Annotated in this window: 7 protein-coding genes and 4 pseudogenes; 5 read left to right on the top strand and 6 right to left on the bottom strand. The window is 55.5% G+C overall.

From position 1 onward, the window contains the following. Positions 1-289: 289 nt before the first annotated feature. On the top strand, positions 290-835 hold the full coding sequence (locus ROS217_RS19915) for a hypothetical protein (RefSeq protein ID WP_009819614.1): 546 nt from the start codon (positions 290-292) through the stop codon (positions 833-835). Between the two features lie 300 nt (positions 836-1,135). Here the strand turns inward: ROS217_RS19915 and ROS217_RS19910 are convergent. From ROS217_RS19910 to ROS217_RS19895, 4 genes and pseudogenes are all read right to left on the bottom strand, one after another. Next, positions 1,136-1,483: pseudogene (locus ROS217_RS19910) on the bottom strand (fasciclin domain-containing protein); the annotation flags it as partial. Then, on the bottom strand, positions 1,459-2,130 hold the full coding sequence (locus ROS217_RS19905) for an IS6 family transposase (RefSeq protein ID WP_009819612.1): 672 nt from the start codon (positions 2,128-2,130) through the stop codon (positions 1,459-1,461). The pseudogene ROS217_RS19910 and the gene ROS217_RS19905, both read right to left, overlap by 25 nt. A 200-nt stretch (positions 2,131-2,330) precedes the next feature. Continuing rightward, complete coding sequence (locus ROS217_RS19900) at positions 2,331-4,787, bottom strand: calcium-binding protein (RefSeq protein ID WP_009819611.1); 2,457 nt, start codon at positions 4,785-4,787, stop codon at positions 2,331-2,333. A 242-nt stretch (positions 4,788-5,029) separates the two neighbouring features. Then, positions 5,030-5,551: a chromate resistance protein ChrB domain-containing protein gene (locus ROS217_RS19895; protein ID WP_009819610.1), complete on the bottom strand. Its 522-nt coding sequence runs from the start codon at positions 5,549-5,551 to the stop codon at positions 5,030-5,032. Positions 5,552-5,949: 398 nt separating this feature from the next. Between ROS217_RS19895 and ROS217_RS24775 the strand changes: the two are divergent. Continuing rightward, a pseudogene (locus ROS217_RS24775) lies at positions 5,950-6,120 on the top strand (DUF932 domain-containing protein); the annotation flags it as partial. On the opposite strand, the pseudogene ROS217_RS19890 reads toward ROS217_RS24775, so the two are convergent. Beyond that, positions 6,074-6,389: pseudogene (locus ROS217_RS19890) on the bottom strand (electron transfer flavoprotein subunit beta/FixA family protein); the annotation flags it as partial. The pseudogenes ROS217_RS24775 and ROS217_RS19890 sit on opposite strands and share 47 nt — an antisense overlap. Positions 6,390-6,629: 240 nt before the next feature. Here ROS217_RS19890 and ROS217_RS19885 point away from each other — a divergent pair. Then, on the top strand, positions 6,630-7,175 hold the full coding sequence (locus ROS217_RS19885; RefSeq protein ID WP_040651921.1) for a fasciclin domain-containing protein: 546 nt from the start codon (positions 6,630-6,632) through the stop codon (positions 7,173-7,175). Between the two features lie 177 nt (positions 7,176-7,352). Here the strand turns inward: ROS217_RS19885 and ROS217_RS24770 are convergent. Continuing rightward, a pseudogene (locus ROS217_RS24770) lies at positions 7,353-7,755 on the bottom strand (ISKra4 family transposase); the annotation flags it as partial. A gap of 1,566 nt (positions 7,756-9,321) precedes the next feature. Between ROS217_RS24770 and ROS217_RS19870 the strand changes: the two are divergent. Together ROS217_RS19870 and ROS217_RS19865 are read left to right on the top strand one after the other, a co-directional pair. Further along, positions 9,322-10,548, top strand: coding sequence for an ATP-grasp domain-containing protein (locus ROS217_RS19870; RefSeq protein WP_009819605.1), 1,227 nt, complete (start codon positions 9,322-9,324; stop codon positions 10,546-10,548). Between the two features lie 142 nt (positions 10,549-10,690). Next, positions 10,691-12,285, top strand: a 1,595-nt coding sequence (locus ROS217_RS19865; RefSeq protein ID WP_009819604.1) for a hypothetical protein, incomplete at its 3' end; no start/stop codon positions are given.

Raw genomic sequence — 12,285 nt, 5'->3', positions numbered from 1 at the left:
ACTTATTCTACCTGAGGCGTCTGAACCCGAATGCAATTCTGATGGACGAGCCGCTCCAGGCACTGGACCACACAACGCGGAGCCTTTATCCTTGATCTTGGTCTTCCCGATATGTAGCGCCGCGCCGTGCTCACTGAATTGCGCGGGTGGTCGCAGGTGCCGTCAGCCGGAACAGCGCCATTCAGCAACATTCTGCCACCTGCGCTCCGCTCAAGGAACCCGGTCTCGCGTTGAGGGTTTCTTCTTCACCCCGCCCAGGGTCACTGGGCTGAGTTAAGGAGACGCTACTATGGACACGACCATGAAGTTCTGGATTGCCATTCTTATGGCGACGACATTTTCCACAGCCGCGATTGCCCAGACAGCGAATGTCGGCGGTGACGCAGGAGTCAGTGTTGGCGGCAACTTAGGTGCCAGCGTGGGTGCAGATGTTTCCGCAAATGTATCCGGCAACGCTTCAGACTCTGCGCAGAACAATAGCAGTGTTGGTGTTGGTGCCAATGCAAATGCTAAGAGTCCCAACTATGGACAGCTGATCTCTGGGCTGCAGACCGGCGAAGTTTCTGCAGAGATGTTGTCCGACGTTGACGCGGATACAGACACCACAATCGTTCTGATATCTGACCTGCAAGGTGAGGCGGCTGAGAATGCCAGCGCCCTTCAGAATGCGCTGAGCGAGCAGGAAGACAACATCTCGGACCTGCGCGCGAACATTGAGGCCAATGCAACGTTGAAAGAAAAGCTGGAAGCTGAAGGATATTCGGTGGACCAGGTCGTTGCCGTGAACTCCACCACCTCGGGTGAAGTCACCCTCGTGGTTGACGACAATATCTGACCCGACTGCGGCTTCGTCTTTCGAGCGTTAGTCAAGACGACTGGACGCCACGCTGCCTGTGCAGCGTGGCGTTTGATTCGAGGTGGGGCGTTATGTGCAACTCACAGTGGACATGTTTGTGGTCATCCCAGAAGCCGCATCGAAGAACTCATGCCCTGGAACTTCGCGGTCGCGTCAAGCCGCGCCGCGTAGGGGATCGCCGAGGCGCTTACGGAGTTTCATCAGATGGGCTTTCTCGTGTGCATTTAAGCCCCCTCCACCATTGCGGTGGAGGGGGAAGTGTGGGGCCGATGTGGGGCGTTATTTTGGCACTAGAACAGCGTTGATGACATGGATCACGCCGTTGGACTGGTCCACGTCAGCCACCGTCACTCGGGCCGCATTTCCGCTTTCATCGAGGATGTAGACGCTATTGCCTTTGACCTGAGCCGACAGAGCGTCTCCCGACACGGCGTTAAAGTGATAAAAGCCATCTTTGCTGGCACGAGCAGCGGCAATGATATCGGCTGCGGACCAGTCACCGGCGACCACATGGGCCGTGAGAACCTTTTGCAGCATGGCTTTGTTCTCTGGCATCAACAGCGTCTCGACCGTGCCTTCGGGCAGGGCTGCAAACGCATCGTTCACCGGCGCGAACACTGTAAACGGTCAGTTGCCTCAAATTGGCGCTTTCGGATCATGTGGTCAACCTGGATGCCAGCGATGGTCGCGGCAGCAGAGTGGAAGGCTTTGAAGCCCATCATGGGCCCAGGGATCCGCTTGATGAACCGGTGATCCTGTTCAAGAATATTGTTGAGATATTTGACCTGCCGGATCGTGACTATCTGCCCCGTCCCAGTGAAGTTCAAGATCAAATTCAAGGCCATCAAGCCAGCCAGGTTTGCGCCGCTCTTGTCGATGACCACCCGGTCCGGCCCTCCGTTTGTGCCGATAGCCTGCTTGAAAAACCTGCGAGCTGCTACCAGATCGCGGCGCTCTGACAGCATGAAACTAAGAGTTTGGCCGTCCCGATCGACCGCGCGGTAGAGGTAAGTCCATTTGCCCCGGACCCGTATGTATGTCTCGTCCATCCGCCAGGAACTCGCCGTAGCTCGTTTCCCGGATTGGGCATTTGCCGCAATCAGTGGCGAGAATTTCACCACCCAGCGGTTAAGCGTCGCATGGTCAACGACGACACCACGTTCCGCCATAATCTCTTCAAGGTCGCGATACGACACCGCATAGCGAACATAGAAAAATACCGCGTACAGGACCACGGCCTTCGGGTCGTGCACGCCTTTGAAATCTATCGCCATTCTGTCCAACCCGCGCAATCGTTTCTTCCGACCGTGCTCTGCAATATCGCCTGTCCAGCTGGAAGCAAAATAGGTTGCTACACAGCCGATGAGAGAGGCGATTTACCTCTCTCGTGTCAGGGCATCGGGAAGCACGCGAGCACATATGAGCTTCTGGTTTATCGCGCCCGCCAGCCGAGACTGGCGGGCTTTCTTGCTCATCACAAGAAACTGAAGTCATCCACAGTGAGGCTCGCAGCCGCGGTGCCTTCGACCAGAATGGTATTGCCGTTCACGTTCAACTGCGCCCCTGCAGCCGTATCGACGATCCCCAAAGCCGCCACAAAGCCCTGGAGCCCGTTGTTACCGTTGCTGATGTTAGTCTCACCCGTGTCAGGGTTCACAATCCGGATGAAGAAGCGGTCGATGCCATCCTCGAAATCGGCGATCACATCCGCTTCGCCATCGAAAAATGCAGAGAACACGAACTGATCCGCTCCCGCTCCACCGGTCATTACATCATTGCCAGCGCCACCATTGAGAGTGTCATTGCCCGTGCCACCGTCGATGGTGTCGTTGCGGCCACCGCCTGCAAGGAAGTCACTGCCCGCACCGCCAGAGATTAAATCGTCGCCCTCCCCGCCACCGACCCGGTCGTTACCCGCCCCCGCGTCGATCGTGTCACGCCCTGTGCCACCACCGACATCATCGGTCCCGCCACCCGCGTTGATCAGCTCATTGCCAAAGCTGCCCGACATGCTGTCATTGCCATCGCCACCCTCTAGCGTGTCATTCCCGGCACCGCCTGCGACGACGTCATTACCGATGCTGCCCGTGATGGAATCTGCGCCAAAACCGCCACCGATGATGTCATCGCCGTCACCACCGTCGATCGTGTCATTTCCCAGACCGCCTCCGATACTGTCATTTCCCTCTCCTCCATCTAGCTGGTCATCACCGTCGAGACCGCGCAGGGTATCATTCCCCAATCCGCCATGAAGGTTGTCATGCGCTTCGCTGCCCGTAACGATCCGCCGGGCCGCATCGCCCGATGGGGCCTCAGCTCTCTGGGGTTCCCCAGTGCTGACCACCTCAATCTTCATGTAAAGAATGGACCAAGACTGCATGGTCACAAGGAAGGACTCCAGCTCTTTTGGAGTGACGAGATCTACAATCTCCGTTGTTTGAATGACAGGGTCTGCCGTTTCATCTTGCCCACCGGAACCGCCATCCCATAATTCAATCCAAGAGACACTATAACGAACGCTGTCGAGCACTTCAGTCAGGTTCAGCTGCATTCGATTCTCCGTGCCGCTACGCTCTGACAGAATAACGAAAGCGTCTGTTTCGTTCTCGAATCCGTGGATATCAACATTGCCTTGATCGAGAAAATCAAGGAATGGGATCATGCCTATTGTGTTGGTCAACTGGGCGAAGGCCTCTCCCGCGATCGTCAGATGTTCGCGATTCTGGTGGATTAGAGTCACGGAAGAACTTTGGTCGAAAATCGAGGGCCAAAAATATGCTGTTGTCACGTCGTGGGTGACCATCTCATAGAACATTGCGACATTTGTTGCAGCCTGCTGCAGGCCCCGATTGTTGGCTTCATCCACATCCCCATTTCTGCGGACATTCCATTCTGTGATGTAGAAATCCAGTTCTGGCAGGCTGGCGTCGCGCATCAGCAGGCTTTGACGCCATAGTTCAAGCTGATTGAATCCAAATTGCTCGTCAGCATCGACCGCGTCAAAGCCGCCATCAAGAAAATAGTGTTCGGTCACGCCGTCGATCGCACCCACCGCATTCGACGTATCAAACGTGATCTGCTTGCCATTTGCGCTCTGAATTGTCACGCGGTCCTGTTCAAAAGCGGAAATGATCGCGATATTCTGCTGACGTGCAGTGCCCTGCGATGGCACAACGACCTCTGTCAGATCGCTGACTTCCGGGACGTTGGCCCCACCCATCTCATGCAGTTCGTAGATGAAACCTGTTGCCTCATCGACGTATAGAATGGTCGTGCCATTTGGGGAGTAGGTTCCGGCTGCACTGAGTGTCTGGACAACAATGTCCGCTTGCGCAGGCCGCGCGATAGCCAACGAGTCGAGCGTTCTCTCGACCACCGCTGCCACAGCTGCGGCCAATTGGCCATACTCGCTCGCAGTCATTCGACCCGAGGCCATGAACTCATTGCCAATCTCGAAGGCATCAATAGTGACGCCTTGTTGTTGCGAGGTAAGAACCGCCATTGCGACGAAATCAGCCACATTTTCCAGATAGGTTTCAGTGACAAGCCGGTTGCCAAAATCACCTGACAGAAGCGCCTCGGAAGCCGTCTGCGAAAACCCTTTGATCGTTGGAATTACAAGGGTCACGCTCTTTTCCAAGGTCGCTGCAAAATTCAAGAACTTAAAGAAAGGTATCAACTCAACAACCGCATCTTCAAATGAGCTTATTGTCCGGTCATGACTTCCGCCTGCGATGTCCGATATGTCAAAATACCATTCGGTAACTGACCCGCCAGGGAACCGTATTGCGTGAAGCCCCAGCCCCTGAAAACGCGCACCCAATTCCTGCATTAACGACAAATCTGTCGTAATCGTCAGGTTGGCACCAAACATGTCTTCCACGATTACTGTTTCAGAGTTTTCATCTGTCTGATCGTAAACGCGAAGCATTGCTTTGGCACCTTGAATTGGTCGCTAGGTTGCTAGTTCCGCTACCTACAGAAAACGACAACCAAAAGAAGGTGGCATTTTTATGTCGAACAACTTCGGATTGCAGCACCTGATTGTTAGTGAATTGAGTCAAAGAGAAATGCTTCACCTAAACTCGGCAAGCCTTAGTATCTACCGATGAATAAATGGCTAAAATCCTTCATGAAGCGCGTCTGGGATGAATGCGTCGTATGGCGGCATCGCTAAACGCACGATGCGGGAATGTTCAGGCCGAACTCAGCCAGCATCACGTCAAAGGTGCACAGGTCTTCCCGGAGGCTCCAGAACACGTCATCGATATCGAAAGGCGACGCATTTTGGCGTTCGGAAGCGCCGATCACTTCGGTGGGCGCGACGAAAAGGATGATCGCGCGAGGATCGAGTAAGCGGCGGATGAGCCATGGGCACGCGATCCGGTAGATCTTGGGTCGCGACCGCGTGACCCAGATGGTGCGGCCCTGCGCGTCGCGCGCTGGAAGCTTCGCCGGATCGATCAGCGGCAGTCCAGCCGCGCACCAGACCTCGAATCCACCGTCGAGATACTCCGAAGGGTAACCTTCGGCGCGGAGCCAAGCGGCCGTGCCCCGGCTGCGCCGGTGCCCGGCCTGGCAGACGGTGATCGGCGGCGAAATCTTCCTCGAACCGCATGTCGAGCAGGAGCGGTGCGCGCGGGGTCCCGATGATGCGGGCAAGCTTGTCGAACGAATGGCATTGGGCGCAGCCATGTGCGTTCCTCCGTCGCCGGGGTTGAATAGGAACGCGATCTTCGCCTGGCGCCTCGTGGGGAGCTCGCAATCCCCATGGTTTCAATTTCATGAAAACACTCACGATGTCAATCGCATGAGCTCTTTCTTCACTGATAAGCGCGTAGGCGCGCTCGGCGAGCTCTCTTGGGTCAGACTAGTTTTTGGCTGAAGCTGCCTCGAAGTGTCGGGGCGATAAAATACGTATTCTTCGAACGATCTCCTCGACCACAAGTTTGCCGAGAGTGAGAGGCGTGCCGGTTTCCCGGCGACGGGTTGAAGGCTGGGAGAGTGGCTTCCGGCGCCTGTCACGGAGGAATGCTGATGGACTTTTGGAAGAAATAGATCCTCTGGAGCCGGCGCGGGCTGGTAGCTTGAAAGTGGATGTGAGCCGGGGTGAGCGGAACGGGCGTGTATCGTTCGAATGGTTCAACCGGCCCGATGATGAGCGGCGTCTTTCGCTCGATGATCTCTGGGCCTCGGTGAAGGGCCGTTCGCATATCCCCAGCTCAGAAGCGTCACCAGCATCTGTCCGGTCGCGTTCATGCCGTTGTCGATCGCCCGCTTGCCCGTGAGGATCTGCGCTACCGCCAGCGGCTCGATATCCTGGTGCGCGTCACCGGCGATCACAACCAAGATCGCACGATCCGCCCACATTGTCAGCGCCGTGCGTAGCATTTCTTGCATTTGCTTGACGCCGATCGAAACAAACAAGATCTCCGACGTGACGCCCTTTTTCTTTCAACCGAATAGCCTCTTCAACGGCGACCTCGTTGAACGGGTTCATCGACATCCTAACGTTGGCGAGATCGGCACCGCTATTCGTTCAAGATGATCGCGTCCTAGATGGACGCGTTCGAAGTGAGGAGGTCGTACTCGGCCTGAAACTGGCTGTATACCTAAAGCGTGAGATCGCGAAGCGTGTTGGTCACGGTCTCGTCAGCGTCTTCGATGAGAGGCCGCCATGTCACGCTGTCCCGGGTGAAACTTCTGGCGGCGTCACTCCGTGGCTTCTTACGAGGCGCATCGACGCCTATTCTGAAGATTGGAGGAATAACACATGGTTCGTACACTTCTCGTAGGCACAGCCCTTGCATTCATGTCGACCACTGCGATGGCACAGAACCCGACCGTAGGCGGCGCAGAGATGTTTGCTGAAAAGAACATCATCGAGAACGCCGTGAACTCGCCGATCCACACGACGCTGGTTGCGGCAGTCAAGCAGGCTGGTCTGGTCGAAACCCTGTCCGGGCCGGGCCCCTTCACAGTATTCGCACCGACTGATGAGGCGTTCGGCATGATCAAGAAGAAATCGCTCGACGCGTTGATGCAGCCCGGCGCCAAGGATCAGCTTGCCAAAATCCTGACTTGCCATGTGGTTGCCGCAGACGCCATGTCGTCTGCCATTGCAGGGATGATCGCCGATGACAATGGCAATCACGCTGTTCCGACGGTCGGAGGTTGTACTCTTCAAGCAAAGATGGATGGCGACAAGATCACGCTGACCGACGAAAATGGCCGTGTCGCCACCGTGACGACTGCAGACGTCGAGCAGTCGAACGGTGTGATCCACGTCATAGATCGGGTGCTGCTTCCCAAGCAATAGGGGCTCCTTTAGAGCGCATGCGATCAGATGCCACCTGTCCGATAGCGGCAGGTGGCATCGACGCCGAAAGAAACCTGCGCAACCTTAACTGAGATTGCAGGTATACGAAGACCATTGGCGCTGTGCCATTCTTTCTTGGACGCAAACGACTTGGGAATGTACAAAACGTAGTGGTTCAGCGACCAGCTTTGCAATACATAGCTTCCCGTCAAGTGCTGCGGCTCGTATGGCAGCTACTTGACGTGCGCCCTGCGAGACCATCTCATGTGGCGCGTTTACCGATGCGAGCGTTGCCGATCTCATCGACGCAACCATCGGTGCGGGATGACGAGATAGGGAGGCTGTTCCGGTATAGGTGGCCATAATTCACAAGTGTGTCGAAGTTGTTGGAGAGGTAAGAAGCGAGCTCCCAACCCTGGGCTTTGACGCGCCTGACCGTTTCCCGCAGGTTCTTGGTTTTGGTGGGCAAACAGTCACAATCGATTTGGAGAACTTTGAGGGTTGTCGCGGCGGTCATCGCATTGCCGTGCCACAGATACCAACGTAGTGTTTGGACGGGTTGCTCGAAAAGCTGCGGCAACGTCATCCTGATTGGGGGCATTGCGGCGCTGATCTGCCCGTTTCTACCCCGGGTGCTCCTCCTGATTCTAGGCAACCTAAATCTACAGCGAAGCCTATTAGGATGACCGCTACATGGGCACTTCATCGGGCAACTTTACCGATTGATTTTATAATGCTTCTATAGTTATCTTGAGTGTGTGGCATACCCCTCTCTCCAGAGAAATGACTGTTCAAAAAACCGCCATGGTATGCCACCCCTTTGGGGATCAGTTCGAGGTTCCGCATATTACCGTGATCTTGGCAAACTTCGACGATGTCCCGAATTTTCTTTACCGAGCATTTCTTGGGTAACGTCTATGTCAACTCAATGAGTTGAAGATTAAGTGTTACCCCTGCAATCGCTATCGCCACCGGAAAGGCAACCAGCAAGCAGATGAAGGATGCAGTCCAAAGTAGGAAAAATCCCCAGTATATAGTCTTGTACTGTTGGTCGCTAACTTCGCTTTCCAACAACACACCATTTTTGGTGTCTCGCCGCCAAACTACCGCATCCTCATCAGAACTTGTTAAACGCCAATGTACCGCTTCTCGGTCCTGGCTCGTGAGCCGCCAGTTCCGAGCTTCGAGGGAGGATTCGTAAAGCATAAGGTTCAATACATTATGTTTTGACATAGATTCTTGCCGTAGCGTTGTTCAAAGGCTTGACATGCGTATCAATAAAAGCAGGCGTTATTGGGGCGCAAACGGATCACTACTTGTACTTCCGGAATTTCGAACTGATCCAGAGCGCTGGTGTTGAACGATCTTTCTAGAAATCGCGCGCGACAACACTGCCGGTAATGACGCCGCCAGTCGGGCTGCGGATGCTACTTGCGGTCCTTGGTACCCTTGGACTCTTCACACGCCGACTCAGTGGATGTGACGCGCAACAAACACAAAGTCCAAGTGATCTATGCAGCCCTTTTTTGGCTGGACAGGTGATCGCCGGAGCCAAATGTGAAGGAAGACAGCAGAAACTGAACGAAGCAGGTGTCTAGGAAACTAGGGGCCCCTGCTCCAGCCCTTGCATCCGCATCTGCTGTCTTGCACTCTGCCATGCCCCCGCCTCGGATTAGCTGCGCCAAATTCGTGGCTCCACGCGCAGTATATCAGAGTGGGTAATGCATTGTAATAATGACAATAAATGACAAGTCACGACGGAAGCCGACAATCTGCAAGGACGGTGAGAACTTCACCAGCGCGAGAACAGCCAGACTTAGCGCACAATCCTCGACCTGCTGCGGAAACCCTTACTCGGCACATGCAAGGCCAGCGGGGCGCATCTTCCACCGGGCCTGAAAGCGTTTCGTGCGGGCCAGGGTTGCCGCGCCTGCAAGAGACTGCGTCTCACAACACTTGGTAATCCCACTTATCCTGATGCTTCCAGAACTGCTGTAAATTGGGGCTCTTGTCCTAAAATCGCATAATTCACGTAACCTAGAAAATCGGCAAGGATTTGTCTGATGTGCTTTGCAAATACCCGCACGGGTTGATTTTTTCGAGTTTTGGTGTAGGTAAGTACCCTTCACATCAGCAAGGAGTTAGGATGACCGATAAGAATTCGGACAAAGGGTTTGTTGCAATTTTAGGTTGGAGCTTGCGTTGTATTGACGCGCTTGAGAAATTTGATCGTAGGTATGTAATCGTCGCTCCCGCTTGGGCTGAATCCTATGCAGTCGAGCACGACATACCGTTTATTTCATGGGACTTTGAACGACTCAACGACCGTTCCTTCGAGCTTGCCACGACACTGAAAGACATGGGGGTCGACGTCGCGATTCCCCTTTTCGAGGAAACGGTCGAGTGGGCGGGTGCCGTTAACTCCGCGTTGATGAACAATCCACGCTTGTTAGGCCAATCCATGTTGTTCCGCGATAAATCACTCATGAAACGCCGCGCGCAATTGGGTGGCATCCGCGTTGGCATCTTTGAGGAAGCAATGGATCAGACAGATGTGATCCGCTTTCTAAGACGTGTAAACCAGACACTGCTGAAGCTGGATGGCGACCCGAATGATCCGATCCATTTCAAGGCGTTCGATAAGGCGGGGTGTCTGGGACACCGCGTGATCCGCACTGCGGACGATGTGGCCTCAATCTCGGATGATGAATTTCCGGCGCTTCTGGAAAGCCATCTAGATGGTTGGGAATTCGCGGTCGAGGCTTGGATCAAGGATGGTAAGATTCAGTTTTTGAATATTTCAGAGTATGTCACCTTGGGTTATTCCGTTTTCGTCCCGGCAACCCCTGAATTGGAGCAGTGGCGCGGTCGAATTGCGCAGGAAATCGAAAAACTAATTGAAGTGTTCGATATCGATTTCGGTTTCATCCACCCGGAGTATTTTGTCACCTCTGATGGCACGATGTATTTCGGCGAAGTGGCCTATCGCCCGCCGGGCTTCAACGTATTTGAACTGCTCGAACGCGCCTACGGGTTCAACGCATATCAGGCGCTGGTTCTGGTGTTCGACCCCAAGACAACGCAGGACGAACTTGATGCCTTCTTCCCGACCCCAGTCAAGGATGCGAAAGGCCATGCCGGTTGCTTTGGTGTCTATCCACGTCGCCGCGTGGTCAGCAATCTTGAAATTCCCCCACAGACAGAGAGCCACCCCTATTTTGACTTTCACGAACTCAACCCGCCGCATGCGCAGAAGGTGACCAAGCGAACGGCGTTCGGCACACATTGGGGCCTTGTCTACTTTTATGGCGAGGATGCTGTCGAAATGCGTGACTTGCTAAAGGCGCAGGAAGAACTGGACTACTATCTGTGACGACCCATGCGGGCCACACCGGCTGCTGTGGCACCACATGATGTGGCACATCTTCGTTGTTGACCCCTTGGGGTTGCCGCATCCTTGAAGCGACGGTTGGCAGCATTAACAGTGCTCCAGCCAATTGAATAAGGGCAACGCCATGGCCGAAGCCGAAATGACAGCCCACATGAACGCCGCTGGACAGCTTCCAACGCTTCTCGACCGGCTCGACCGACAGGTTCGTGGTCTGCAAAGCGCGTCGCGTATCGGCAAGAATGACCACGCACTGCGCGTGTTGGATGCGGCGCGCCGGGTGCTGCAGCATAAGGACGGATTGCCAGCATTGCGCCAGAGGGCCGGACTCATGGAAGAGGCTGGGCTGTTTTCTGGCACGGATTGGGGACGTCCGGCCCAACTGCTGCCGAACCTTGTCAAACATACCCTGACACATGCCAGTCCGCAGACGATCACACTGGAAGCGATGAGCCTGCTGCGCTTTCTTGTGGTTGCGAAAGGCGAACATGCGACGCCCGAGCTATCACCCGCGCAGGCCGAACAGTTTCTAACACAAGTTCTGTCTTTCAATCTCGACCGGCTGTTGGGACAGGGTCTGGATGAGGCGCAGCGCCACGCGCAAAATGCGCTGATACCTGCCATCGACCAACTGATGCGTTATCTGCTGCAAGAGGTTGGGACTGACGGCGTCTTGGATCGACTGACAGACGAGATCTGGCGCATCATGGCGCAGCGACCTTTGCAGGTTGATCACGTAAAGGAGATGATCCTGCAGATCGCAAGCGCATTACAGACTGGAACCGCCCTCGCCGCCGACGCCCATCGGGGGGCCGACAGGTTGATCAGTGCATTATTTGGTCCGACCGCCCTGAGCCGGGAGGACCCAGGCATTCCAGCTTATGTCGACAGACTGTCACGAGCGGACGAGCGCACCGTTCAGGAAGAGGCCTATGCTTTGGCCCGCGCCATGCACGACACAGGATTGGTATCAGATTATCACGCCAGCTTCCTCCGTTGGGCGATTGATGCCGATCAGACCAAGGTGCTACCCGATGCCTTGGGCCTGTCGAGCACCGGGCTTGATGCCCTGCGCTGCTATGAAGCGCTGGTGCGAGCCTTGGTCGATGTCGCCATACAGCCCGGCACAGCGCAGGCGGTCTATGGGCTGGCGCTCATGTTGGAACGCGGCATTCTGTATTCCCCTCCGGTTGCGCCGTCCCTGTGGCGCCTGTTGGAAACGTCACTAACCGAGGAGTGCATCTGCGCTTTAGAGGCAACCTGCGGTACGGCGCTGCCTGCTCGAACGCATCTGATTGCAGGGCTCATCATGTTCCTGGGCCAACCCCTTGGCGTCGGTCAGGGCAACAATCCGACCTGCCAATCTGCCCGGGCCTTATCGATGTGGGCGTTGAACGATCCTGATTACCTGCTCTGGTTGATCGCACAGGTGGCACGCAGGGACAGGCTGGTGCTTCATTTCGAAGGCGAACCACTCGACACCGCGACCCTACCGCCCGGCCTCGCCACATCGGCGCTGCTGGATGCCGATCCCATCTCCGTCCTGCTGGTGCCGCATCTGGATCGCGCCTATGCCGAAATGGGCCGCCGATGTGTAGGCCGCCCCGAGGACCCACATCGCTGGGTCAATCCCGAACTTCACGGCTGGTGGGTTGGGCGGGATTTTCACATAGCCGTCGATGTCGCGACAGGCGCATTGAAGCACTATGAAAGTTTCCTGCG

Source organism: Roseovarius sp. 217, from assembly GCF_000152845.1.
In the GTDB taxonomy this organism is placed as follows: domain Bacteria; phylum Pseudomonadota; class Alphaproteobacteria; order Rhodobacterales; family Rhodobacteraceae; genus Roseovarius.
This window is presented reverse-complemented; position numbering and strand designations above follow the sequence as displayed.